At 34.5% G+C, this 26,431-nt stretch carries 28 protein-coding genes; 24 read left to right on the forward strand and 4 right to left on the reverse strand.

Translation table 11 applies throughout. The features are described from left to right. Positions 1–10 precede the first annotated feature (10 nt). Positions 11–730 (reverse strand): hypothetical protein, encoded by a 720-nt coding sequence (locus tag BSR11_RS13675; RefSeq protein WP_072670892.1) that lies wholly within the window; start codon positions 728–730, stop codon positions 11–13. Positions 731–1,134: 404 nt separating this feature from the next. Further along, on the reverse strand, positions 1,135–1,359 hold the full coding sequence (locus BSR11_RS13680; protein WP_072670893.1) for a response regulator transcription factor: 225 nt from the start codon (positions 1,357–1,359) through the stop codon (positions 1,135–1,137). A gap of 259 nt (positions 1,360–1,618) precedes the next feature. Between BSR11_RS13680 and BSR11_RS13685 the strand changes: the two genes are divergently transcribed. The 10 genes from BSR11_RS13685 to BSR11_RS13730 are packed head-to-tail and all read left to right on the forward strand — an operon-like array spanning position 1,619 to position 8,276. Next, positions 1,619–1,900 carry a hypothetical protein gene (locus BSR11_RS13685; RefSeq protein WP_072670894.1) on the forward strand — a complete coding sequence of 94 codons (282 nt, stop codon included), beginning with the start codon at positions 1,619–1,621 and terminating at the stop codon, positions 1,898–1,900. Between the two features lie 56 nt (positions 1,901–1,956). Then, positions 1,957–2,652 carry a flagellar type III secretion system pore protein FliP gene (locus tag BSR11_RS13690; RefSeq protein WP_072670895.1) on the forward strand — a complete coding sequence of 232 codons (696 nt, stop codon included), beginning with the start codon at positions 1,957–1,959 and terminating at the stop codon, positions 2,650–2,652. 1 nt (position 2,653) lies between these two features. Then, positions 2,654–3,337: a type III secretion system apparatus protein VscT2 gene (locus BSR11_RS13695; protein WP_072670896.1), complete on the forward strand. Its 684-nt coding sequence runs from the start codon at positions 2,654–2,656 to the stop codon at positions 3,335–3,337. After that, positions 3,330–3,605 (forward strand): hypothetical protein, encoded by a 276-nt coding sequence (locus tag BSR11_RS13700; protein WP_240004071.1) that lies wholly within the window; start codon positions 3,330–3,332, stop codon positions 3,603–3,605. Before BSR11_RS13695 ends, BSR11_RS13700 begins: the two co-directional genes overlap by 8 nt. Beyond that, positions 3,595–5,061 carry a secretin GspD/PilQ domain-containing protein gene (locus BSR11_RS13705; RefSeq protein WP_072670897.1) on the forward strand — a complete coding sequence of 489 codons (1,467 nt, stop codon included), beginning with the start codon at positions 3,595–3,597 and terminating at the stop codon, positions 5,059–5,061. Before BSR11_RS13700 ends, BSR11_RS13705 begins: the two co-directional genes overlap by 11 nt. Beyond that, positions 5,061–6,323, forward strand: coding sequence for a type III secretion system ATPase VscN2 (vscN2, locus tag BSR11_RS13710; RefSeq protein ID WP_072670898.1), 1,263 nt, complete (start codon positions 5,061–5,063; stop codon positions 6,321–6,323). The genes BSR11_RS13705 and vscN2 overlap by 1 nt, the downstream gene beginning before the upstream one ends. Next, positions 6,277–6,681: a hypothetical protein gene (locus BSR11_RS13715; RefSeq protein ID WP_072670899.1), complete on the forward strand. Its 405-nt coding sequence runs from the start codon at positions 6,277–6,279 to the stop codon at positions 6,679–6,681. Before vscN2 ends, BSR11_RS13715 begins: the two co-directional genes overlap by 47 nt. Further along, positions 6,675–7,673: a hypothetical protein gene (locus BSR11_RS13720; protein WP_072670900.1), complete on the forward strand. Its 999-nt coding sequence runs from the start codon at positions 6,675–6,677 to the stop codon at positions 7,671–7,673. Before BSR11_RS13715 ends, BSR11_RS13720 begins: the two co-directional genes overlap by 7 nt. Continuing rightward, positions 7,660–7,893 (forward strand): flagellar biosynthetic protein FliQ, encoded by a 234-nt coding sequence (locus tag BSR11_RS13725; RefSeq protein WP_072670901.1) that lies wholly within the window; start codon positions 7,660–7,662, stop codon positions 7,891–7,893. The genes BSR11_RS13720 and BSR11_RS13725 overlap by 14 nt, the downstream gene beginning before the upstream one ends. A gap of 8 nt (positions 7,894–7,901) precedes the next feature. Next, positions 7,902–8,276, forward strand: coding sequence for a hypothetical protein (locus tag BSR11_RS13730; RefSeq protein ID WP_072670902.1), 375 nt, complete (start codon positions 7,902–7,904; stop codon positions 8,274–8,276). Between the two features lie 752 nt (positions 8,277–9,028). Here the strand turns inward: BSR11_RS13730 and BSR11_RS17595 are convergent. Continuing rightward, positions 9,029–9,427 carry a transposase gene (locus tag BSR11_RS17595; protein WP_072670903.1) on the reverse strand — a complete coding sequence of 133 codons (399 nt, stop codon included), beginning with the start codon at positions 9,425–9,427 and terminating at the stop codon, positions 9,029–9,031. A gap of 46 nt (positions 9,428–9,473) precedes the next feature. Here BSR11_RS17595 and BSR11_RS13740 point away from each other — a divergent pair, with 46 nt between their 5' ends. The 4 genes from BSR11_RS13740 to BSR11_RS13755 all read left to right on the forward strand — a co-directional run bounded on the left by BSR11_RS13740 (position 9,474) and on the right by BSR11_RS13755 (position 17,091). Continuing rightward, the gene (locus tag BSR11_RS13740; protein WP_072670904.1) at positions 9,474–12,893 is read left to right on the forward strand and encodes a response regulator; all 3,420 of its coding nucleotides are present in this window, start codon (positions 9,474–9,476) and stop codon (positions 12,891–12,893) included. Positions 12,894–12,909: 16 nt separating this feature from the next. Then, positions 12,910–13,512 (forward strand): response regulator transcription factor, encoded by a 603-nt coding sequence (locus tag BSR11_RS17575; RefSeq protein WP_072670905.1) that lies wholly within the window; start codon positions 12,910–12,912, stop codon positions 13,510–13,512. 418 nt (positions 13,513–13,930) lie between these two features. Next, a complete protein-coding gene (locus BSR11_RS13750) occupies positions 13,931–14,485 on the forward strand; it encodes a winged helix-turn-helix domain-containing protein (RefSeq protein ID WP_240004072.1) in 555 nt (184 codons plus the stop codon). An 83-nt stretch (positions 14,486–14,568) separates the two neighbouring features. After that, on the forward strand, positions 14,569–17,091 hold the full coding sequence (locus BSR11_RS13755) for a hypothetical protein (protein ID WP_072670906.1): 2,523 nt from the start codon (positions 14,569–14,571) through the stop codon (positions 17,089–17,091). Between the two features lie 189 nt (positions 17,092–17,280). Here BSR11_RS13755 and BSR11_RS13760 read toward each other — a convergent pair whose 3' ends face one another. Then, positions 17,281–18,846, reverse strand: a complete 1,566-nt coding sequence (locus tag BSR11_RS13760) for a hypothetical protein (protein WP_072670907.1) — start codon at positions 18,844–18,846, stop codon at positions 17,281–17,283. Between the two features lie 504 nt (positions 18,847–19,350). On the opposite strand from BSR11_RS13760, the gene BSR11_RS13765 reads away from it, so the two are divergent. From BSR11_RS13765 to BSR11_RS13810, 10 genes are all read left to right on the forward strand, one after another. Beyond that, a complete protein-coding gene (locus BSR11_RS13765) occupies positions 19,351–19,599 on the forward strand; it encodes an EscI/YscI/HrpB family type III secretion system inner rod protein (protein WP_072670908.1) in 249 nt (82 codons plus the stop codon). After that, positions 19,599–20,144 (forward strand): type III secretion protein, encoded by a 546-nt coding sequence (locus BSR11_RS13770; protein ID WP_072670909.1) that lies wholly within the window; start codon positions 19,599–19,601, stop codon positions 20,142–20,144. Before BSR11_RS13765 ends, BSR11_RS13770 begins: the two co-directional genes overlap by 1 nt. Further along, positions 20,131–20,598, forward strand: a complete 468-nt coding sequence (locus BSR11_RS13775) for a hypothetical protein (protein ID WP_072670910.1) — start codon at positions 20,131–20,133, stop codon at positions 20,596–20,598. The genes BSR11_RS13770 and BSR11_RS13775 overlap by 14 nt, the downstream gene beginning before the upstream one ends. Positions 20,599–20,634: 36 nt before the next feature. Then, the gene (locus tag BSR11_RS13780) at positions 20,635–21,120 is read left to right on the forward strand and encodes a tetratricopeptide repeat protein (protein WP_072670911.1); all 486 of its coding nucleotides are present in this window, start codon (positions 20,635–20,637) and stop codon (positions 21,118–21,120) included. Positions 21,121–21,214: 94 nt separating this feature from the next. Continuing rightward, positions 21,215–22,366: a hypothetical protein gene (locus tag BSR11_RS13785; RefSeq protein ID WP_072670912.1), complete on the forward strand. Its 1,152-nt coding sequence runs from the start codon at positions 21,215–21,217 to the stop codon at positions 22,364–22,366. A gap of 125 nt (positions 22,367–22,491) precedes the next feature. After that, the gene (locus BSR11_RS13790; RefSeq protein WP_233268603.1) at positions 22,492–23,961 is read left to right on the forward strand and encodes a hypothetical protein; all 1,470 of its coding nucleotides are present in this window, start codon (positions 22,492–22,494) and stop codon (positions 23,959–23,961) included. A 14-nt stretch (positions 23,962–23,975) separates the two neighbouring features. Next, a complete protein-coding gene (locus BSR11_RS13795) occupies positions 23,976–24,704 on the forward strand; it encodes a type III secretion system protein (RefSeq protein WP_072670914.1) in 729 nt (242 codons plus the stop codon). Positions 24,705–24,742: 38 nt separating this feature from the next. Next, entirely contained in the window at positions 24,743–25,294 is a 552-nt protein-coding gene (locus tag BSR11_RS13800; RefSeq protein ID WP_072670915.1) for a hypothetical protein, read from the forward strand. Beyond that, on the forward strand, positions 25,284–25,697 hold the full coding sequence (locus BSR11_RS13805; RefSeq protein WP_072671217.1) for a hypothetical protein: 414 nt from the start codon (positions 25,284–25,286) through the stop codon (positions 25,695–25,697). Before BSR11_RS13800 ends, BSR11_RS13805 begins: the two co-directional genes overlap by 11 nt. A 5-nt stretch (positions 25,698–25,702) precedes the next feature. After that, positions 25,703–26,272, forward strand: a complete 570-nt coding sequence (locus BSR11_RS13810) for a hypothetical protein (protein WP_072670916.1) — start codon at positions 25,703–25,705, stop codon at positions 26,270–26,272. Positions 26,273–26,431: the final 159 nt, after the last annotated feature.

The raw sequence follows: 26,431 nt of genomic DNA on the forward strand, positions 1-26,431 counted from the left end.
TATTATATTGTTAAGAGATGCCTATTTTTTCTGAAACCCAGCTGTCAATTGATCTTTTAGTTAAAATAGTAGTGCCACCATAATTATTTTCAGCATAGTTAGATAAATGTTCATTTGTTTTATTTTCAACGAGTTTGTTAATCTGAGTGGTCACATTTACTCTTAAATTAACACTTACTTGACCTTGATCTAGCTTCGCTTTATCTACCGCACTTCTTAGTGTTGCTTGAAGTCCAGATCTACCAACACACGCCTTATCTACTCCTATCCATTTTAGGAACGATTTTATGTAAATTTTTGCTTGTTGTGAGTTTATTTCTTCTCGTATCAGTTTTGTTTCTATTAAACCTACGCCATAACATGCAAAGTGTTGTTTAATTTCTTCTTTAGTAGGTGATGTTAAAGGGTTATTTTTATCTTTCATTATCGAACTAAAAGCATTATCAACTACTTGATTAACTCTTAAATCAATGATCTTATCTGATTGGTATTTGGATAAAATATGTTTCCCGCATTCATTATACTGTCCTATTTGATTCATGATTGATATCACTCTCTCTTGTTGTTTTAATTCTTTTCTAGTTTTAGACTTTCTAGAGAATGAATTTCTCATTCTATTTATATCCGTGTTACGGATTGATTTTATATCCATGTTCTCTATTTTTTTTAATTCACTCTCAGATAAAGAGCTAGTCGGTAAAAAACAGGAAAAAAGAGAAGAGATTGCCATGATATTACCTATCTAAAGATTAATGGTTAACTAAGTTGTAAGTTAATTAATAACTCGATAATTTGAGTAGTTAATATTACTCATTGGGATGGTTTTATATCACGATATTTCTTATGAAAATTTATTACTGCCATTGAAATTAGTGTTTACGTTCCCCGATTTTTGATGCTATCTATGTTATTATATCACATTGTTGATGATTAAAATAAATTGTCAGATCATGTGGTTGACAAAAAAGTACTTGTCTATTAGTGACAGTGTTATTGATTTTTTTGAAGATGAGTAGAACGCGGTAAATTATTATCAGGATAAAAACGTAACCAGGGTAGGGTGTAATATTTTCCTATTTTATATGGATTTATGTTTACTTTACCATATTAGTTAATTTATAGATGAATTAAAATTCAAATTTGGAAGCTACCATAGTTTTTATGTGCAATTAAAATTAGGCTGGACATAGTGGAACAGTTTAGCTTTTCCATTAATCTTCTTTTATAAGTACTCACTGTTTTTTCACTAATATTTAGTATATTAGCGATTTGGTAGTTTCGATAACCTTGATATAAATATTTAAAAACGGTCAATTCACGTGATGATAAATGTGAGAATGAAATTTCTTCGTTCTGCATGCTTCTGCTCTTTTTCAAATTTAAAAATAATTCATATGGAGTGATTGTGAGAATCTTCATTTTAATTATGAAGTGTAATATAAGGTTGTGGTAGAGATTTTTAATGATTTTTTATGATGATAATTGATTTTTTATGTTCAGAAATAATCACAATTAATCATTTTTGATCCCACGCTCTCGTTGGTACTATTCTTGCTCATTTTTCTTCCTTTTAGAGTTTTTGGGAAGAGGAAAGTTAACAATCACGAGGAAAAATTTAATGCCAACGATAAATCCTGCTTCTACTAGTGGTGAAGTAAGTGGAAACCTGACAACAACATACATTAATGATACTTTTAATGGATTAATTTCAAAAGCTGATGAGGCAATCGAGAAATTTTTGACTGAGAAAAGCGCTGAAGACGGTACACTAAATTTATCTGCTTCTGATTCTTTACAACTTCAGAAGTTGATGGCTGAGCAAAGTATTGCAGCACAAACAGCAACGACAACCTTGAAATCGGTAAAAGACTCAATTATTGCTGCGGCAAGAAATATCTAGATTTATTAAGGCAAGGGGGATCGCCTGAGCCTTATATTTTAAAATATGGTGAGAATATGCTCCAGTTACTCAGTCCTGATAACGCTTACTCGGGCGCAAACTTACTATTACTATTAGTTTTGGTATTGTTATCAACGGTATTTTTTATCTGCTTTTCTGGCTTTGTAAAATACAACATTGTATTAAATATCATCAAAAATGCAGTCGGTACACAACAGATACCTCCAGCGATAGTTGTGAATTTATTGGCAGCCTTAATGGCGTTGAATAGTATATGGCCTGATATAAAACCAGGAATTGAGCGTATAAAGCCCTATTTTTCTGAACAGTTTGAAAGTGAACAAGTTTTTGATATTTTTTATGAGCCTAGTATTGAAGAAGAAAGTCACCCTAAAAAGATAACAATGTACTATTTAGCCAGTCATGTTTTTGAGTTTTTCCCTGAATTATTAGAACGCTCCACAATAAAGACAAATAAGTTGCTTTCTATGATTGATATCCCGATTAACTTTGATGAAAGCACCGATACATTTAAATATTTTTTTGGTAGTTTGGTTTTGGATCTCTATGAAGGATTTGAATTAGGATTGAAGTTGTATCTGGTATTTGTAAGTATCGACTTTTTGATTGCTGTGATACTCAGTGGAGTAGGGATGACGATGTTGTCACCGACGGTAATATCAACACCAGTTAAGCTAGCAGTTTTTTATTTTTCAGATAGCTGGACTCTTTTATTCCGAGTGTTATCTTGATATGGAGACATTATTTTTTCCAAATTGGTTTTTATTTGCTGGGTTATTTTTATTTCTCAAAATTTATAATCCTACTCGGCTTTATTTGGATAATACCACATGTTTAGCGATTGCCATCGTCCTTGCGATTGGGCTGAGTTCCAGTGAAAAAATACAAGTACCAACGTTTTGGTGGATCTTGAGTGTAGTGTTTTTTGCACTAATTGCTTCTATTCCATATTGGTTAAGCGGAATAGTGGGCAGTGTTATTCAGCAGTTGTTATTGCTTAATGAACAGTCAGTTCAGGATCGACGTTTTACCGATGAATCAGAAGCACTTGCGAAAATAAGTAGCCTTATTTTTATGATGTATGCTCTTGAGGCTGGAACTCTGTTTCGACCTATTTTCGATGTGTTCATGCATACTCATGATGAATACATTAGTCATCCTTTTGAAACACTTTATTTTATGATTGTTGATAGTTTATCGATGATGATGGTGGTATCGGGTAAATACTTGATTTTAATGATAGTGATAACGGTAGGCTGCGGTTATATCGACCTGTTTTTTAAAAAGGCGTCACTCTCTATGTTTGTTACGATAAATGTTAAAGCGATCGTAATTGTTATTATTCTTAATCTTTGGTTGTTGAGTGACCAATTTTATGTGTTTAAACAAATGATGCAAAAGGTAGGTTATGAATAGAGTAGAAATGATAAATAGGCATGCTGTTTTACAAGTGCATAATAGTATGAATGATTTTGAAACGGTTGCCCAAGAAATTTCGCGATCTGCAAAAGTACAAAATGAAGTGACCACTCACATTAAGGACGGAGAAATCACCGAAGATGATGAGATGCTGAGTCAAGATGAAACGGTAGATATGATATTAAAACAGTCTGTTATGAATCAAACTCTACGTGAAATGAAGCAAAATCAGGAACGCATAAAAGAGATACTCAATGAAGATTAAATTGTTAGGATTAATTTTATTTTTTTGTGCCACGATAACGCATGCGAGTATCTTGATAAAACAAGAAGATATTGACTTAAGAGCTGCGTTGTCAGCTATTGCCAAAGATATGCAAGTCAAGCTAGTTAATGATCTTGACGATCAAACACAGCGCCATACCCTCACTCAAACGCTTTCTGGCGAGGGTCCTGTTTTATTAAAGCAGTTGTCTGAGATTTATGATTTTGACTGGTATGTATACGGTGGAATGCTGACGGTTGAAGCAGGAAAGACTTACGTCAACTATGCCTATAAACCACGTAATATTTCTTCTCAAGCGTTATTAAAAGAGTTAAAACAGACTTTTAACACAAATGCTACCACTAAGCTAAAATTAACTGAGCGAGGTAATTCAATTCTATTTTCCGGCACACGTAGGTTCGTTAATGATGCTGTCAGCTATGCTAATATGGTAGACAAGAACCAGTTTTTAGAGAAAGGGAACAACTTAGAATTAGCCAGAATCGAATTTCATTTTATTTCTGTCATTGATCGTAGTGTCAGTTCTTTTGATAGTACAGTTATCTTCCCTGGTGCTCAAACATTGATTGCTGCCGCTATAACTAACATGGGGCAATTTCAGAATGTCAGTGATGGAGAAATAGTACAGCGTGCATATAAAGTGAAGTTGAGTGAAGCTGAAAAGCAGCAGCTTGATGAGGAAGAAAAAACCTCGAAGGTACAAGCTATACCGGCAGCTAATGCTCTTTTAGTCCGTGGTACTCCAGAAGAAATTAAGCTCGCAAAGCGTATTGCAGCTTTGATCGATATTAAGCGGCAACAATTGCTTTTTTCATTAAAAGTATATGATGTTGCTGTAGATCGTAATGAAAATTTTGGTATTGATAGTTCTTGGTTAAATGGTACCAAAGGTATTTACGATATTATAGTTCCACCATTCACTCAAACAGCTGATTTTATGAGAAACTTTCAGGCATTATCTTCAAATGGTATTGCTCGTAGTGTTTATCAAACTAATCTTTTAGTACTCGAAAACCAAAAAGGCCATTTTGGTAAAAAAGAAACGGCAACCATTACCTTGATTTCTGAGCGGCAAGTTGAAGTCCAAAAAATAGAGGCTGATAACAGTCTATATGTCACTGGACGTTTATTGCCATCGGGTAATGTACAAGCGAAGGTGGAATATATAGAGGAGTCATTAGGTGACAAGGATAGTGAAGGTAAGAAAAATGAGCCTCCAAGAGTAAGTTCACAATCAATAGAAACAGAAGTATACATTAAGCCAAATCAAACGGTTATCCTCGGAGGATTTGATAATACCGTCACTCAATCAACAACTAGTAATGTCCCCGTACTGTCAAGTATTCCTTTATTGGGAGAATTATTTAAAAATACTTCACAAAAAAAGTATAAAGTCAGACGTTATGTCTCGGTATCATTCGAGGTTATTGATTGATGTTAAAATACTTCTTTAAGGTAAAAGAGTTATACCAAGATACTGTAATTTGCCATGTATCGATCGATACTTTTGTTGGTCAAGAGTGTTTTATATATACGGCAACAGGAGAAAAAATTCGTGGTGAGGTAATGAAAGTCTCTCAACCGAGGGTAGAGATAAAGTTACTTCAGCCGGGCGCAGTACAACGTGGTGGGCGGATAGAAATCACACCTCGCCGATTTTGCTTTCCTCTCAATGAACATGCGCTCGTTGGTAAAGTGATCAACTGTTATGGCGAGTCGCTTTATGGTGATGATTATTTAACTCAACCTGGTGAATTTGTTGATTTACCAATCCTTATTGAGCCTATCTCACTACAGATGCGAGCGCCTATTGAAACGGTTTTTCCGACTAAGATTAAAATTATTGATGGTTTATTTACTATTGGAGAGGGGCAACGTGTTGGTTTGTTTGCGCCAGCTGGAGCTGGCAAAACGACTACAGTATCTATTATGGCGAATAACATGGAGGCTGACGTTATTATTTTTGCCATGATTGGTGAGCGAGCTCGTGAAGTTATTGAGTTTTTAGAGGGAGAGATTGGCCCAGAAGTTATTCGTAAATCAATCACTATAGTTTCTACATCAGAAGCAAATCCTTTAGAGAAAGTACGTTCTGGTTTGGTTGCTGTATCTATAGCTCGCCATTTTATGGCTCAGGGAAAAAAAGTTGTGATCTATTTTGACTCATTGACTCGTTTTGCTCGCGCCCAGGCGATGTTAGATGGCACGCCAATTAAAGATGGCATTCCAATAGGTGTATCGCTTGCTTTATCTCGATTAGTTGAAAGTTGTGGCAACTCAGTGCACGGTTCGGTAACTGGTATTTTCACGGTCTTGATAGAAAAAGAGATTGATGATGATCCGATTGCTCATGAAGTGAAATCATTAATTGATGGTCATCTTGTGTATTCCACGATCATCGCGTCCACAGGACGTTACCCAGCGATCGATGTATTAAAGAGTAAAAGTCGCCTACAAAATAAGGTTCAAGATAAAAGATACGTTCAATTATCGGAGAAAATCAAAGATATGGTGTATCGCTATTTCAATGTTGAGCTATTGATTCGAGTTGGAGAATACGAAAAGGGCAATGATTTAGAAACTGATAAAGCAATTGATCTTTACCCAGTGATTATGGAGTTTTTAAAACAAGATTTTAAAGGTGTTGAATATGAAGAAACACTCGAAGCTATGGAAAGAATTTGGTCAGATTATTGATATTATCGATATTCGAATTAATAAACAACAGAGAATATTGGTTAAGTTAAAAAAAATTAGCCAAGAACTGCAAAAAAATATAGACGAATATTGGCAGCGTATTAATATATTACAGCTAGAGCTAAAAGATTTGGCTGTAGTAAAAGAAACTAATGCGTTGAGTCGTCTATTTATGCGTCGAGAGAGTATAAAAACGAGCATTGAATCGGTTTTTTTTGACGTATCGGTCACACGACAAAAAGCAGAGGATTTAGCCTCTGAAATAAAACATGTGGAAGCAAAAAAAAGACATCTTGAAAAACGAAAAGATGCTCTTAGTGAGATCAGAGAAAAATTGAGGTTTGGAAAAGAATGCTAAATAAAATAAACCAGAACTCATTGAATTCTTTGATAACTGAAGATAGTCATTTTGAGAACATACTGAATGAATGTTCAGATGATGTTAAATTAGTTTTTGCTAGTGAAACTACAGTAAGAAAAAATAAAAAAAAGAAAAAAAACACTTTAAAAACGCCTCATGATGAGGTAGAAAACAAACCAGCTATCGAATTAATGAGGAATATAATTTTAGTGAAGCAAGGTGATGCATCTCTAAAGCCGAAAATATGTTCTAATCTTAGTCCTAGCATTGCTCTGAACGCTAGGATAATAGGAGCGAATGTAAGTCGAGGGGAGGGAGTATCCCTTACAAAAAAAGAAGCATCACTATTGGTACCTAATGAAACGAAGGTAAACACACGTGGCGAAAATCTATTTTTTCAAACTAAGCCTAAAGCTACGTTATTTCATAAGGATATAGCACCAGTATCTCCTTCTCTAACCATAAAAGATATAACAACATCGACACTAGACGATACTAAACAATATGGCCATGGAATAGAGCATCTAATTCCTAAAGAAAAAACGTTAATGGTATTGAATAGAGTGAGCGTCGAATCACAAGGAGTAAGATTTGCTTCTGAATCTTCTAGCTTTATCTTGCCTTGCGTTAACTCACTCTATGTTTCCCAGAACCAGAAATGGCCGATAGTATTTGCTACGAATAAAGAGGTTGTATCTTCTTCAATCTCTATAGAAGATACCAGTTTTTTGAAGAACGGACATAAAAACATAGTTGGAGTAGAGCTAAATTCTTTATATTTAGACAATATTAATTTAAATCATGGTGTTTTTAACAAAACTTCCTTGGTGAACTTAAACCATCTTAATTATTCATTATCACCAACGCTGTTTTGGCAATATCCTCAGGTGAATAGTTACCGAGTTTTTTTTGCTAGAAAATACTACTTGTTTACATTTGAAAATAACAAAGTAACCAGTTTTTTAGAGGAATACTATGACCGTACTTGATGTTACAGCTGCATGCCTAGATATTGTAAAAAATGCGATTATTATTTTTTCTTTAAGCTTTGTTGTTACTGGTGTTGTTGTCGGTTTGTTACAAACAATATTTAGTGTTCAAGACCCTGGTTTACCAATGGCTGCGAAATTAGTAGTATTTATTATTTTACTAACACAAGTAGGAGGAAATATTTATGAACAGTTCCACTTACTATTCCATCTATTATAGGTTTTAAAATGAAAAAATTAAGAGAAGTTGTGTATAAGGCATTAGTAATTAATTTGGGTGTGCCATCTCACTTTCTTTCAAGAATTGAGGATAATTTACCGATCTGCATTGAACTCACTGGCGGAGAAGAAATTTATATTCACTTGCAAAATGAAACCTTACAAATTTTTCTAGAAAAAAACATACCTGATCAAAGAGTAGTTATTGCTAAAGCTAACAAGATTCTAGATACATTATATCGAGATGGTGATGTATTTTTATGCCTTAAAAAAGAAAGGATTATTTTTGTATCTGAATTATCTATTTGTGAGTATAATGTTGAAAATATATTAATCCAGCGATTGAAATTATTCAACAATTTAATTAATCAGTTGAAAAGTTAAATTTAATTGAACTATCATGTAATTAATAATATATTCTAAAATAGAATATTTCGATATTATTTTGGCGGTTTCCTAATCAACGGTAGTGCTCTACTAAATATTCTGATTAATTTTTTATTTTTGCGCAATCCAAGTTTATAAAAAGAAACCGCCCCAGCTCGGTTGATTATTGATTAAAACGACAAGTTTTAGACATACTTAGCATCAGAGCTTTGATCATATTATGTTCCTATAAGGCTGTGCTACTTCTTGGAAGAGCGAAAGCTACTATTCTCAGAATGGATAAGTATTGTAACAAGATCCCTTTTGCCATAAATGTCATTACTTCATATCTCAATGACGACTCTAAGTATTTGCTTGAGTAAGTTTGACAGTACTTAATTGTCAATTTTAGTCGAGAAACTTAACTTTGTCGCAATAATTTCGCGACTATCAGTATCAAGATGGAATATTTGCCAAACTCTGCGTTTGTCGTTTGTGCCGTATTTTTTGACTCCTCATTTACTTATTACTAATGACTAAGTGGTATTCACTCCTCTCGTTTTCATTTTGAATGAGATGTCAACATCTTTAGCGCGACAACCTATACAAGTGTAATATAATTACTGTAACTGAACATGCCTTTGTTGCATTAAACAATAATCATTCATCAAGCGGTGACAAGCTTATTAAAGCCTTATTGGTTGGTAGACGCTAAAGAAATCGAAGAGTTTTATTCTGAATTTAGGCATATACTCCTCGCTTATTCACTATTACGAAACAAAGCCACGGAGCATGTGCAGCTCCAATATAGAGTTAATCATCCCTTGCAGCGTAAGCAATGGCATTGAGAAGAGTCGCTTAATAGTCAGTACCGTCGCAATCGGTCGATCACTGAAACGGTGTGTTCTCTCACGTTTGTTTTGTTTGTCTTGTTTCCAATCCCGTATCACATCTTCACCAATCCAGAAACTAAGAGAGCTATGATTGATTGAGGCTTTACTATTTACAGCTGTTCGTTTTTTAACCCAGCTGAGGCATGTAGAGTGGCAGATCAGATCGTAGAGCCTTGCTTTAGTTCGTCTGACTTGCGCGGCAAGATTTCGCCAATGAAAGTTTGGTCTGAACAGAAAGGGTGTATGTTCAGTCACCATAGCAAATATAAGATTCATGGTATATTATCAATTATAACCCTAATCATAGTCTAGATGGATAACTATGTCATATAAGCTTTGTTTTATATTAATTTTTATTTTTTATGCGGGAAAAATAACTGCAGGAAATTTAGTTTATGAGTTATACCCTAGTGATATGGTGAAAAGGGAAATGAACTGTGAATTTGATTATAAAAATATAAGTGTAGGTCTTGTAAGAAATATAGGTGAGCCATTTTTAATTAATTTTAGTAGTTATCTTTCAGGGATAGAAGTGGACCATGTTAATTTACTTATTCCATGTGCAAAAGACAAAATAAAGTATGTTTTTTATGATTCAGTTAATGATGCTAAATCATCGATGGAGAAAGGTGAGATTCAATTTTTTATTTCAAGGAATAATACGGATTTTTCTGGCGACGAGTATAAAAAAATAAAGTTTCGTGATGATGAATATATAGGTTTAAATTTCAAAAATAAATCTTTTAAGCATGAGGAAGTTAAAATTGGTTATGTGGACGAATGTTTTTATGAAGAGTTGTATAGCTATGGTTATAAAAATGTGGTTTGTATTAGCTATAGCAGTGAAAAAGATGCTTTTATAGATTTGATAAACAATAATATTGACATTTTAGTAATAAAAAAAATATCAGAATCCTATTTTAGGAATAAATTTAGATTTAAAGATCAATATGATGTGATTTATTTTAAAAATGAGTTAAGTAATTATTTAATTTATCAGGATAAGGATAATGAAAGTTTTTTAGACCAAGAACGTTTAAAGTATAAATGGCAGCTTGTAAAAACCATATGGTCTAGAGATGTAAGTAATAATGAATTGACTACATTATCTGAAGATGAAAAAAAGTGGGTAGCTGAAGAATCTCCTATTATTAAAGTTTCATTTAATCATTCCTTTCCTCCTTACACTTTTTATGATTATTATGGTAATGAGTCGGGTATAATACCAGAGCTTCTTACATCTATAGGTATTAAAACAGGTTTAAGATTTCAGTGGGTAAAAATTAATGATTTACCAGATATTGTTAAGAGTATAAAAGATGGTATCGTGGATATTGTACCTTTAGCTGCCTATAATGATGATTTTAAATCCAAGGTGTTATTCTCAATTCCATTTTCATTTACAGATATATCTTCAGTAAGGCGGATTAAAGATGAAAAAGATGAAATAATAGCAATATCCAGTACGTATAGTTTACAATCTTATATTTCAAATAAGTTTCAAGATAAAAAAATTATTATTGCTAAAAATACATTATCCGCAGTTGAAATGGTTGCAAATGGGAAAGCAGATGTAGCGTATGGATATAGTCATGTTATGGAGTTTTTAGTTGATATTTACTTTCCTGGTAGTCTAGTAAGTCATGTAATGCAATTTTCATATCCAGGAGACCTAAGATTTGCAATCAGTAAGGAAAATGATAATGCTAAATTGATACAGAGTATATTAGATAAAGCTATAGAGAATTTGGGATTTTCCTATGTTGATGGATTAACTGCGAAGTGGGACTCTTATTTAATAAACTCAAGTGAAGTATGGGTTGATAAAGAAAGAGAAATAAAAAAATACTATTATTTAATGTTGGCCTTATTATTTTCTATATTGATCTATACTGTTTTTTATTTTATCAATGACTTCAAAAGAAAAAGACGATTAGCTGAATATGAATTTAAGTCTCGATTAATAGATGGTATCCCAATACCAATTATTGTTCGAGACAATGAATCTAAACTTATTCATGTTAATAAGGCATTTACGGATTTTTATCTATCCACTGAAGAATTAGTTTTAGGAAAGAAGACTTCTGAATATCGTAATGACTTTCTGGATGATGACTTTTTCATTAATAGTGAAATGGAGTTTTTTGAAATAATTAAAAATAGAGAGTCGGTCTATAAAGAAATAACCCTGACCCGTAATGGAGAAAAATTAATATTAAATGAATGGTCTGTTCCCTATTACTATGATGGAAATATTTCAGGTGTGATTACGGGTTGGATTGATATGACGGAAATAAATTATCTAAACTCGCAGCTCATTATCTCTAGAGATGAAGCATTAAAAGCCAACAGGGATAAATCAAACTTTATAGCAGTTATGAGCCATGAAATAAGAACCCCATTAAATGCTATTATTGGTTCATTAGAAGTTGCACTTATCGATAATGAAAAAAAATATCTTAACCAAGCATACACAGCATCATTAGATTTAATGTATATTTTGAAAAGCATTCTAGATATTTCAAAGGTTGAATTTATATCTTCGGATTTAAATATTGAGTGTGTGAAAGTTAAAAGTTTAATTGAGAGTGTTTCTTATATATTTAAACCATTATCTATAAGTAGAGGGATAGACTTTGTTATAGATATTTCAATAGACGATGATATTGAAATATACACGGAGGTTAATTATTTAAAACAAATATTGAACAATATAATAAGCAATGCAATAAAATACACTGACGTTGGTTCTGTGTCCGTTATTTGTTATTTAATGAATAAGGATATAAACATTGAGATAATTGATACTGGAATTGGGATGTCTCAACAGCAAATTAATAATTTTGAGCACCCATTTGTGACTGAATCAGTAAAAAATGATAGTTATGGATTAGGTTCATCGATTATACATAAATTATGTTCAACATTGAATATACAGTTGAATATAATAAGTGAAGTTAATCAAGGGAGTAAATTCCATTTAATTATTCCAAATGCATTTAAGTTAAAAGGTTTAATTAAAAATGACACAGGAAGTCAAGATGATATTGATTTAAAAGGAAAGAAAGTACTTGTTGTTGATGATTATGAAATGAATTGCAATATAATTGAAAGACAACTAAATACTTTAAATATAGATGCAACAATATGCAGCAGTAGTATTGATGCTTGGAATTTAATCATTCGTGATCAAACAAAGTTTGATTTAATAATTACAGATTGTTACATGCCAGAAATGACAGGTTTTGAGTTGAGTGAAGTTATTCGATCGTGGGAAGTTAAAAAAAATAAAAAACCTATACCTATATTAGGTTTCACCGCCAACGCTCAGCAAGAAACATTTTCATTATGTATAGAGTCTGGAATGAATGATTGTATATTTAAACCAGTAACACTTAAATTGTTAAAAGAAAAAATCATTGCGACATTACAAAAAAACTATTGTTTTGATATGATTAATATTTATCGCACATCACATGAAATAGGTATGCCATTTGAAGAATTAATGGTATTAGTAAGCAATGCGTTAAAAGACGCTTATGACAATATCATGATGCCTAACAACTCTAGTGCTGATGTTTCAAATTTTATTCACAAATTAAAAGGCATAACTAAAATAATTGGTGATAAAAAAATCCTGGAGCTAATTAATGATTTTGAAAAATATAAAACGGAAGATGCACTAGATGATATTTTATTAAGGCTTGAGTTTTTAATCGAAAATATAGATTTGTTAAAATAAATTTTGAGGGTAACTTATGGCTAAGTTTTTACTGGTAGATGATCACTCTATAATAAGAGAGTTTTTAAAGAACATGCTAGTATCTATGGGGCATGAAATAGTCGATGAAGCAAAAACAGGCATAGAAGCGATAAAAAAAATTAAGGATTTAAATCCTCATTTTGTTATTTTAGATGTCGGTATACCTGAGCTTGACGGATTTGAAGTTATTAAGCGCTGCCCATCAAATGAAGAATTGAATTATATTATATTTTCTTCTATGCCAGTTAATAACATCAAAGAACAATTTAGTCAGTTTAGTGGTATATCCATTATATCAAAACAAGAAGATGTATATGATATAAAAAGAATGTTAGGTTCATTTATAAACAAAACCAGCTTGACATATAATAATCAACAAAATTCTTCAAATTCAGAAAATGCCACATATAACTTATCCTCACGAGAGTTACTGGTATTAAAGTACTTGTCTCAGGGGTATAGGAATAAAGAAATAGCTAACATATTAATGATTAGTGAGAAAACAGTAAGTACCTATAAAAAAAGAATAATGGATAAACTCGGTTGTTCAACAATATCAAGCCTTATATTATTCTCACACAGAAATAATATTTTATAATTGTATTACTACAGCAAAACAATGCTTATTTCATCAACTTGATGTCGAGTATTGTACTCCGTGTCGAGGGTTAAACCGTTGCCATGGACGGTGAAATTTCACGATGTTTATAGGACCAAAACCAGGTTGGTCTAACACACTATCTACTTTATTAGCTCAACGCTCTTGAAGGCCAGTTGTAGGCTAAGGGTAACTAGAACGCATAGGTGCAATTACGCTATTAGCTTGAAGTCAATAGAAAAAATTGCTTTACCTGAACACAAAGATGTAGGAATTTTCCTAAACATTTGTGATCCATTAGATGCTTTTCATTTTTGGTAATAATATTTCAGTCATTAGTTGTTGTCTTATGTTGAATGTGACGTCAAGAAAGCGTTTGCATTGAATGGTTAAGACGATCTTAAGATGCTTGGTCATTATGATTAAATGGGTTTATATGAGTGATAGATACTATCTTTTGGGTGAAACAGTAGCCTTTGACACATTGAAAAGAGAAATAACCGTAAATGAGAATGTTTACAATTTAGGGGGAAGAGAGTCTGACCTTTTAAAATTACTGTGTGAAAACCAAAATCAAGTATTGAAAAAACAAGATATACATATGAAAGTATGGGGCAGTATTTATGTCAGCGATACATCTCTGACAAAAGCCATCTCTAATTTAAGAAAGCAGCTTAGAGTGATTAATGGATTAGATTGTAGTATAAAGACCGTGCCTAAAGAGGGTTATGTTTTGATATCTGATAATTTATTAATGACAAAGTCTTCAGTGTCAGTCCAACAGGAAAAAACTGAAATTTTTGAAGATGTGCCTGAAAAAAGAAGTGACAATTTCCACGTTGAGTTTGAAAGTAAGGGAAAAAAAATTAAAAACTTCTTTGGTGACAGTATTTTTTATATATTATTTACATCTGTTTTTTCATCATCAATAACCTTTCTTGTCAACTACACATTAGGGTGGCATTATTTGTGAAATTTAATGGTTTTTGTATGTTTTTTTACTAATAGCTATGACACCATCTAATCATTATTTTATTATTAGATGGGGCGCTAGCAATGTTGAATTTTTTGGGATTAAAAAATAAAGAAGAATCCATAGAAATTGAATTGATTAATAATACGGATAACGAAAAAGAGCGAAGTGAAGCTATTGATTTATTTAAAAAAATAAAAAACATCAGAAATGACGAAATGATAGAAGAAGGGCCTAATCTATCAATGTTCAATCCTAATCTGAGTTTAAACGTAAAAAAAATATTGCTAGGTAGTTTATTATTTTCAGGAACTATACATTCAAAAAATTCATATCAGTCTGGCAATAATAAAAGTTTAGACTTCGATGAAAATTTTACATCAACAAAATTAAGTCACCGATCACTTCGGCATGCTATATTTCCTTCAACTACCATAAAGCCGATAGCTCAAGATGATGTAAAGATAGTTAAACTATTCGATTTCTCTTGTTTAAATAATGGAGAAGATTTAAGTTTTTCAAAAATAATACGTCAAATTGGAAAAACATTACAACAACCGATAACGACTATGGCTATAGAAAGTCAGAATGTTCTTAGTTGGAATAGAGGCGTTGGCTGCCCTCAGCAAGAAAAGATACAGGACATCACTCGTATTACTAAAGAAATTGATTCGATTGTTTCTCAAGTTGTCACTTTGCTTCCGGGGAGTAATGCTTTGGCTATCGCTCAGTATATCGTTGGCCCTCTTCTAATATTCGCTGCTAATGATCTTGAAGGTAAGCCTACGTCGCCTGAAGATGAACTGAATCTAATAGAACAAATTATTCAACAAGCCAAGGCATCTATTAGCACTAGTAGTCATATTGAACAGCAACACCTACGCACTAACCCATTGGGTGAGTCTCATTCTATATCAGTAGATCTTCCCAAGTTTAGTATTCATAATGGCATTAATCATATACCTATTAAAATAAATGGAAACCATGAGTTAGTGCAGATAAACATCAATAATGGTAAGTTATTGGCAGTTTTTCCTACAGGGGAAAACGGTATAAATGATCACCGTGAAGTATATTTTAATTATTTGGACCGAGAGTGGAGATTGACCGGAAACGGTAAACTTAATCGCTTTAGTAAAAAAGAACAACGTTTAGCACATGAACTATCTATTTATTCTACTCACTATCATAGGAAGGTTGATGAGGCGTTCCATGTGTATGGTGTTAAAAATCCTTTTTCTGAAAAACCGTTATATTTAAATGTTATAGATCTATGCGGACGATTAGTTCCATATCGACGCGATTTAGTTACAGGTAAGGAATTTATTTATGACTTCATGGTTCCTACATCTTCTGCTCATGAAGTAGAAAATCGATTTGGCGAATGGCATCTTAAATCAAAGCATACTCTTAATGTCTCATCTGCATTAAAATCATCAATTAATCAATATGGAATTGAACCATTAAAAATCAGTTCAGATGAGTTATCTTCACCAAATCACATTGGAATTCAGTTTTCTCGGAGTGGAAAATCTGTAATAAAGATTGATAATAATTATTATCTGGTCACTCAGCAGGGAAAGCAACTTCACCTAGGACATCGGAAAAACTTCCCGATTAATTTGAGAAAAATCAACAATCATGAAGTCAGAATAGAATTATCTGAAATGATATCGTCAGACAACAAAGCATTTAATTTATCAGATGTACCTATAATTAATGGACCTTGGAAAAATCGTATAGCACATCGGTTGATTAGTAAGTCTCTACCTATTGCGAAAGCTAAGATTAAAAATTCCTTAGAAATTATGAATAATCCTCAGTTTAACGATCAAGTTAAACTGGCACAAAATGCATACTTTGGCCGAGGATTTTCAGAAAACCCTCAAGGCCTAACGAAGTTACACCATACGCTATTTCAAATGGACTATGACTTAGGGCGTATCAGCAAGAAAAATTTTAATTTTATGCGTCATACTGGTGGGCATGTCACTGTAGCTGAGTTATCCAAAGAGCAGTATCGATTGTTAGATAAAAAACCTAATAGCAAGATTATAAACGTAGGGCGTGATGGATTTTATACTTATTATCAGAGAATGGGAAAAAGTAAATCAGCAGTCGCTGATTTATTGATTCATGAATTATCTCATGGAGCACCAAATACTCTCGACTTCGTCTATATTGGTACTAAACGACAAGTTAAAGCTGGTGATGTCGATGTTTTTGAGTTGATAAACCTCGGTAATAATAACCTCTATCGAAATCAGCGAGGTCATGTGCCACAAAGTGTTTACGCAGGGGCAGACCTAAGATCTATTGATAATATCAATGTTGCAGGTTCTAAAGGTTTGACAAATGCAGACTCAATTGCTCAATACATCTCTTTTTTGAGTAAAGCAAAAGATAATCCAGAGTCATTTAACAAAGATTATCAATCCTTACTTTCTGCAGCGAAAGTGTCTAATAATTTTCTAAAAAGGATAGAGGAAAGTGTGCTTGTTAGTCGTAGTCGTCGCGCGATAAAACCATTAAGTACGACTTTAACCAGTGTGATTTTAATGGTGGAAAGGAAATCTGGTCGCTATCATATTTATCGCCCGATTTAATAATGTAAATCAAATTTATATTCAGATACTTTTAAAAAAGACCCCGATATTATGGGGTCTTTTGGGGGTTGTAGTTTAATTCAACTAGGCTTAACCATTCTGATTTTATAGATAACTAAGCGACGTTAGTTATTTATACAATGGATTTCTATGATTAAAAACCAAAAAATATATTCGGCTTAGCATATGCTATTTTTTATGAGCCAGTTTTAGTTGTGCAAGCTCAGCTTTTAAACGTTCATTCTCTGCAGATATAGATTGATAAGTGAACTCACTGAAGCCTGTCGGTAGTCTTTGTTTAAGGAAGCTTTTAATGCTTTCTTGCAGTTTTTCTGGATTTTTAATTGCTTTACTGAATTCATGCTCCAATTTTCTAGCAGCAGTTTTATCGAGATCAGAGAAAAAACCATTAAATATATCAATGTTTCTGAATGACGAGGTAACTTGGCGCTGATAATCATTACTTAGTAGCTCAGTTCGAGTTGAATCATTGATTAATGCTATGCTAGCTTTTTGAGCTTTGGAAAATATCTCGCTGGTTTTTTCTCTTGTGGAAGCTACAGAACCATCGTTATACCTTTTCCTTGATGTAAGTGATGGTTGCTTTTGCATTTTATTTAGTCCCTCGCTTACGGTTAACCACCGGGAAGGGGATTCAATGTTACTTTCTTTGTTACTAAGCTGCATTTCCTCACTGATTTTTATTGGTTGATGACTATTGGCAACAATATCTGATTTCTTAAATATTGAGTGACTAAATAATGGTGAATTTTCTGTATCTTGTGTATAAGGTTTAATAATATTGAAATAAGCACGACAGTAATCTGGCATGTTGTCAATATCAGCCTGAGTCACGTTATTCGCTGGTAAAGAACCGATATGTTCATTAATTTTTGCTAAAATATCGAGTTCTATAGACTGGATTATCGCGTCACTAATGAATCCTGTTACCATATCTCTATCGCTGTTAGATAAGGATGAATATTGACTTAGAATTTTATCTGGTTGTTCTAATATAAGTTTCTTACCCGGTGACAATTCACTATCGCTTGATTTTGATTGTGTGATTTTTTCTGATTGGATGGACTTCTTTAACCCCTGAGTTCCACCAAACTTTCGGATTTGCGCGAACAGTTCATTTTTACTTGTGTTTGAGGATGAAACTTTACTCAGTGATTTCTCTGGTATTGGCATTGGTGGTGGCGGTGGTGGTGCAACCTGATCCCGATTATTATTTTCTTGATATTTAACGAGTGTCTTTAACCCCTGGGTTCCACCAAACTTTCGGATTTGCGCGAACAGCTCGTCTTTACCTGTACTTAAGGCTGAAACTTTAGTCATTGATTTCTCTGGTATTGGCATTGCTGGTGGCGGTGGTGGTGCAACCTGATCCCGATTATTATTTTCTTGATATTTGACGAGTGTCTTTAACCCTTGAATTCCATCAAACTGTCGGATTTGTGCTAATGTTTGTGTAGGCAGAGTGGCTTGAGGGAGTGCGTTTGACGGTTTGGATGTCTTACTATCGACCTCTTGTTGATTAAGTAGCCTATCGAGATCATCAGTGAGCTTATGAATAGTTATCTTGTTCTTATCTATATCTTTGTGTAGATCGGTAATAACACTTATGAGCCTCATCACTTTTTCTGGACTCACATTTGTTACTTTGTTGACCGGAAAAACTCCATCGCTTTCCTTTCTATCAAGTGGTTTCATTTTACAATTATTGGATTGAACAATAGCAGCTGGGTTCATGGTTTTATCCTAGTTGTTAGACACAGAAAATAATATCCCCTATGCAATAGTTAAATTCACGATAATATTTATGAAATATCCTTAATGCTGTTCCTTCCACTTGTCGTCAAGCTGTAATTTTAAGTCGATTGTGTATGGGTAAATTGTGGCGAACTTATTGTTCTTGCAGCCCTTCTTGTTGCGACTGTGAAAAGTTTTTGTTCGACTCGCGAAAATCTATGACGTGATTGAGTAACATTTAGAGTCCTAGATTGTTGTATAAACGTGCTTCACTACATCCGATTTATCAAAAAAGATGCATATCGATTCTGGCCTGCATGGTCCGATTGATCATTTGGTCTGGATTTTTCAGAAAAATTCCAGTTTACCCATTGGAGAAAATATAGAAAAGCTGGCATGTTGGGTAGGTGGTGAGTGATGTATGGGTTGTAACCCAAGTGAATATTGAGTTGGTTTACTCCTACATCCATTTTGTTTTTAAGCGAGCGGAGTTTATGTAAGATAATGATAGAGCTAGATATCCAAGCGATAAGACCATCAGTACTTGAAGATACGTTCAACAATATTGGTCAAGGCTTTCAAGAGATACTTGATGCATTAGATAAAGCGAATGCAAATGGGCAGACGTTAACAGTTCAAGATACCCTAGCGCTGCAGCAATCGGTTTTTCATTATACGATGTTCCAAGAAACCGTAACTAAAATTGCATCAAAATCGGCTAACGCCATTAATGAAGTGGCGAAGGCTCAATAATGAAATTTTTTTACCCATTGTTGCTACTTTTTTTATTTGGTTGTAGTGAGAAGGGCTCAACGCAAGTTGCCATTTTTGAGTCTGCGGATGTTGCAAACAAGGTCGTTGTTATGCTTTCTCATTATCAAGTCCCAGCAACATTATCTACTCAAAAGGAAAATTTTTTAGTACTTGTCGATAAATCTCAAGAAGGAAAAGCGAGAGCCTTATTAACAAAATTTAATTTCTATTTTCAACGTGAAGACCTTAATGATCTTCTAGAGTCTAAATTTGCCAGTTTAAGTAAACTAGAAACGGTTAAAGGCAATCTATTACAAAGTAAAGAAATTTTTAACAAATTAAGTGTTATTCCAAATGTGATGAGAGCAAGTGTCGTTGTTAGTGGTGATGTCAATAAACAGATATCAGTCCTGATCATGAGTTTTGAGGATCTCGAACCAGAAAACAAAAATAATATAGAACGGTTTCTAAAAGGGTTGGTTTCAGAAAAAGACAAGTTGACAATTAGCTATTTTGTTCAGAATTTATCAAATGAAACCATGTAAAAAACGTTATAAAAAGATACTCCATTATTATCTAAGTAAAAAGAAATTATCATCATCTGAGTTCTTTGTTTTGACTTCTTTAACTGAAGATGAAATAGCAGCTTGCTTCTCTTTATCTAGGCATGATGTTAGAGAAAATCTATTACTTTTAGGATTAGTAGTAGAGTATCAAGTGCTTCGTTTAAATACAGAAAGGAAAGCATTTTTATCATTACGCGATAAAATAGGACAAAAGTTATACCTATGGTCAGATGTGGTTGGTTTTTATGATATACCAATGGTTTCAGACACTATTTTGTCTGGACTTTTATTATTAAGAGAACATAACAAAAGACATGCATTGATATTAGCGATGAGATTAGGTCTCGATATACCAGAGGCATCAATTGGTATTAAATACCCTTATCGTTTGAGTAATTTTATCCAAAGAGTAATGAACTCTTCTTTAAGTTAGTAAATTTAAACTAGCCATGATGATTTAGGGTTATATATGAAAGAAGCAAAGATTGATTTCAATACCTCAGATGAGGAAAGCTTAGCTCTACTTGATAGTAAAAGCATCGAGCAGAAACTGTCTCAATTACGTCAGTCTAAAAAAGTCACGATAGACGACCTTAAAAGTATTTTTGCTTTAGGTGTTAAGTTTTATAACGATTTTCAATTCAAAGAAGCTGAAATTATTTTTTCTTCTTACACATCATTGAACCCATACGATCATCGCGGACCTGGCTCTTTGGCTGCAATTTATCTAGAAAATGGTCAATTTAACAAAGCGTTAGATGTGCTTAACGTTTTAAAAACCTACCCAACCAATGATTTGGATGAAACAGTGTTAAATATCGCGCTATGCCATTATAAATTAAAAGAATATTTACAGTCAGCAGCGATGTTACTAATCGTTAAATCAGAGAATTTGAGTGATTTTAACTCGAAAAGATATGCTTATCTTTCTCAGCAATTACGACCTTATCTTTGAATTTTATTTAAAAAATTTATGGTTATAGTCACTCTAACATTCTGTTTTTGTTATGAGTCTTACTTAAACCCATAAGTAAACAGCAGGGATTATTATGAGAATAAATGCTTTTAACGAACCATACTATAACGTTGATTATCAGAATGCTACGGATAAAAATAAGTATGGTTCTTTAGATAAAGATCTAGAGAAAATTGATCAAGCTCAAAAAGAGTTAATGGAAATAGATAAGCAGGTGGCTGCTACAGATAAACAGCCAAGTAATCCTGAAGTCATGGGAATGATTGCTACACATCAAAGTCAAGTTGTGAAGTCAATGTTAGAGGGAAACCCTGAAGAAGCGATTGCGCTGCTTCTAGCGAAAAGTATAGAAACCTATGCAAAGCGGCTGCAAGAAATTCAAGACTCAACCGGTGGTAAGGCTGCGTTTAGCGACGCATTACAAATCATGTTTGATAGTCTGATAAAAAAGGGGACACCAAGCGGACATGATTTAGAAAATATATTTCAGCTAGCCATCATGGACTTCATGTCAAATGAATATGAAGATTTAACACCAGATCTAAAAGAGGCGATGAGCCACTTTCTTGAAAGTACTGGTTCGGGATCTCATGGTGTGCATGAAGGATGGAATGGCCCTCACTTTGCCAACAACGTTGATAAATTATTTGATTTCATGCTGAAATATGCGCCGAAAGATAGCCTTTGTCATAAAGCTCTGAACAGTATAGATAAAAGTAGTTTAAAGTCACAATTAAAGAACAACTTTGATAACGAGGGCGGTTTTGTCGGTCTTAATGATTATGATAAAAATCCATCACATGGGTTATCGCCAATGCTGCGTATTGCCATCACGGCAGCGTATTTAAAAAATAACCCACTTGAATTAAAGGATGTTAATTTATTACTAACAGGCTCGATGGCTGATCTAAATGCATACATTAATAGTAATACTGAATATTCATCGGCAATGGAGTTTCTTTTTGCTAATGATGATAGTGGGCCTGGAGAAGGCTGGCGAATTGTAGATCAAGATGGAAGAAAAGTTATCGACTGGGAAGGTGTTGGATTATCGATAGAATACTTTGAAGGTATTTATAATCACTTTCCACAGCGAATATTAACCGAAGATGAGCTGAAAGAAGTTAACCGAATTGGTGACCAAGTAAAAATGTTGCAAGAAACTTTAAAATATTGGTTATCAATTATGCGTGATGAGCGTTTATCTACCGTACGAAATATTTAGAATTAGCAATAAAATTAAAATAAAAGAGTATACCATCGCTGGGGGATATACTGCTCGTTGGACGAGAAATGTGTAGTAATAAAATAGTACACATAATCCCAGCTAATCACATGAAGGGACAATACATGAGTACATTCATGAATAATATCTCACCGCAAGTTTACGTTAATGCGGTAGAAGAGGATAACCAAAAAGCCCAAGCTAAATCAGCCTCGTCCTCAGTGGTTGATGACATTAAGCCTAATCAACCTCTACCAGGTAGCGCTATTTCTCTTAATGCGTTATGGCGTTTGGTTGAAGAGCAGATGAAAGAAGTGGCTAATGCTATTTCAGGGACAGGGAAAGAAAACTCTGCAGCGAAAAAATCGCTGATTGATTTACAAAAAGATTCGCAAATCAATCAGTTGAAAGATCGTGAAAAGCAGCTTGAAGACCAGAAAAAAGCCCAGGCGAAGCAAGATTTCTGGAGCAAGTTTACCATGGCACTCGGTTTTATCGCTGCGATTGTTATTGCGCCTTTTAATCCAGTAATGGCTGCTATCATGATCGTGACTATGGTTGCGGCTATCGTGATCCCCAAAATTGCGGATAAAATTATGGAGTCACAGGGGGTTCCTCAGGCGACCCGCGATAAAGTAAAAATGGGGCTTGAAATTGGCATCGGCATTATTGGTATGTTGGTCAGTTTTAATCCTGCACAACTGGTGAGAAATGTCGCAAAAATGGCGGCAGATACTGCAATTAAAGCTGCTGCGATGGCTGAAAGAGCGATCATTGCGATGCGTAGTATGTTAGTGAATTTGAATCCTGCCAAATTGGCAGGCATGTTGGGTAAATCCGCTGCAAATAGTGCATCTAAAGTGACAAAGTTACTTGATACCGCACTTGACGCTCTCAAAGCCTTTAAAACGACGGTTGTGAATGCAACTAAAGAGGCCTTATCAAAAGCAGCCGATGCAGTATCTAAAGTTATTGAACAAGCATTGAATGCTATTAAGCAGTTAAAGTCACAACTGCTGAAAGCATTGGACAGTGCGACTGATGCGATTAAATCAACGGGTTCAGCGATTAAAGAGCAGCTAACGCATTTGAGCCAAGCTGTCGGCAAGGTTTCGTCCTCGATGGATGATTTGTTAGTCAGTTTAAAAAGTTTGAGTCCTGCAAACCTGATGAACAAAGTGTCACAAATGGTTGAAAAAATGTCTGACTTGCTGAGTTCAATGAAAGCAATGCGACCAAGCCAATTGCTGACTAAAGCCAAGCAAATGCTGGACGATGTGGTTGAATCACTCAAAAATTGGATGACTAACAGCGATAAAGCCGCGTTGCGTGCTACTCGTGTGAATCAGGCGATTGAAGTGGGTTCTAATGCCACCTCTGTTGTCAGCATGGGATACAGTATCAAATCAGCCGATATTAGGAAGGATATGGATATTTCTCAAGCTAAACAGGAAGCTTTGGAGACACAGATACAACAGATTTTAATGTTGCTTTCGCAAGCTATGCGAGCGGTGACACATGCCTTTGAATCACTATTTAAAACCCAAAGTGATTTCCGTCAATTTAATGAAAAAATGATTTCGATCAACATGTGATCCGGAGATAAATAATGACTTCAATTGTATTCAATACCCAGCTTTCAGACATTACGTTTTCCGAAAAATCTCAAGCTCAAAACAGCGTGACGTTTAATGAAAAACAGTGGAACAACTATGGAGACACACTCGATAAAGTCGAGAAAGGCTCTGTTTCAATGAGCGAGTTATTGGCTTTACTTGCACAAATCATCGAGTCATCCCAGCGTTTGCGTGCTCAAATGATGCAAAACCGTATCACAGAAGCCGTAGCAACAAATGACTTAGCGATAAAAATGTCTGGTGATAAATGTAGCGATGCCCAGCGTAAATTTGCTATTACGCTTGCTGCTGGAGTTGCAACAATGGCGATGTCTACCGCTGCCACAGTGCGTATGGGACAGAGTAAGACTTTAACTGACAAGCATGTGACTGATTTAACTAAAGGCAAAAATACCTCAGTGAGTTCACTTGATGCAAAGTCGATTAATCAGTTTACGGCTAGCTTGCAAGAAGCTCGCACCGCTAAATATCGCTCAGTTGCACAAATGAGCGAAATGGGCAGCAACATGACCGGTAATGTCAATGAAATTCAGCATGCTGATCAAGTTCGCCAACAAGAAGAATCTCAAGCGAGTAAAGATCTTAAAGAAAAATTTGATGCTCAGCTTGACCAATATATTCAAGATTTAACTCAAGAAGCTGTAAAGCTGAATGAAATCTTGGATGCAGTCGCCAAAGCCAGTTTGGCGACTAACCGATAACGGAGTGGGAGCGGGCTGCGGCTCGCTTCATTTAATCTATGCGTAGTGTATCATTTTCTATTTTCTCGAAAACAGAGAGAGTGTCAGAAGTTTCTTCTACTAAACAGACACGAGAGGAAAGTCAGCCGAAACGTGTAAGAGATGTTAAGCAAGTAGCGAAAAGAACAAAAAAGCATCCACGTCTATTTCGTATTCGTCGAAAGATGATGACTCCCCAAAATCAGCGTCAATTCGCTAGGTTATTGCAGGGTTATCAGTTAAAAGCTTTGAGAGATTGGCAGGGTTTTACCGATACGATTGTGGACCTTAAATCACTCAACGATGCGCAGCTATTTATTCTACAAGCGGCTTCGTACTCTGAACATTTATATCCTGAGTATCTTCGTAAAAAGCTTAAGCAGTATATTGATTCTTTGGGTGTTTCAGAAGAAGGGTTGGAGGCGGATAGTGGTACGTTGCAACAACTAATTGCTTATGAACATTATCTTGAAGGCCTACTTTCGCTGTTAGCATTGTGTAGAAAATACGACACTCGAGAGCGTAGTGGTCCGAAGGTAATGCGTAAAAATGGGCAAGATGATGAAAAATAACAAGACTCGTATCACTCATTGTCAGTTAGAAAATAAGCTCCTCGATCCTTATGAGATTTTGAAAAGTAAGTCTCAACGTTTGAGCTGGAACCAGTTATCAGATGCTGAGATACATCTTGATAAAAGAGCGGTAATTTCTTGGTTTGAACGATTAAGAAATTACTCAGAGGAAATGGTTAAAGCCATTATTGTTGAAGGAATTCTGGAAAGCCAGTTTCACAACATTACCTTTATTTTGCGTCTAATCCAGAGCCCAGATTTTACAGCAATGACTTCTAAGGAAAGCTATCAGTTGTTGTATGACATGGTATGTGAGATACCACAAGGGATCCGAGATTGGATTGATGAAAAAGATTATTTAATGAGTCGCGATGTACTTGCGCTCCTTTCACGGAATCGGTGAAGAGTATGAAACAACAGACAAAAGTAACGATCGAGGCCCGATATCAATTAACATCTGATATGCACGATAAAATCAATAGTATAGCAGGATGTCAATTTGACAATCGCTCGATAACACTTGATTTTATTGCGCCACGCTGGAAACGGGATTTTGAGGAAGATCTGCTTGAAATACGTGTTGTGCACATCGGTATTGAAGCTACTGGTTATATCCGTGCTTCTGAGGTGGAACGCTTGATAGGTGTTCAAGTAAAACACTTAGAAAACGATTATCTTGCTTACTTAATGACACAAGCGGTGGCAACAAAAGGTATTCATTACCAAGGATATTATTCTAACAAAGCGGTTACCAATACACTGTTTGAGAGTGTTCTGAGCTGTGGAGACTGGCAGGTTACTCTTTATGTAGATATCCAATCGTTAGATATTGACGATGACTATCTTGAGATTCAGCCCTGCCAACTCGATGGGAATCTTCGCTTGGCTGTCAGTTTCACTCCTTTTGAAACTTATCTCGATACGAACGAGATAATAGGCTTATCTGATGACGATATCGTTGTTGTTTTTCCGAAATAGATTCCTGTGAAACTTAACGATGTCGAGCAGTTCTTACTGCACTTAGAACAGAACGAAGGAATCGTGTTTGAACAGTATCCAAATTATGTACTCCTTCCGATAATCCCTTTTTTTCAACTGATTCATGTTCAGAATACATTGCAGGTTATTAATAGATTG

It is taken from the genome of Vibrio injensis (genome assembly GCF_001895205.1).
GTDB classification, from domain to species: domain Bacteria; phylum Pseudomonadota; class Gammaproteobacteria; order Enterobacterales; family Vibrionaceae; genus Vibrio; species Vibrio injensis.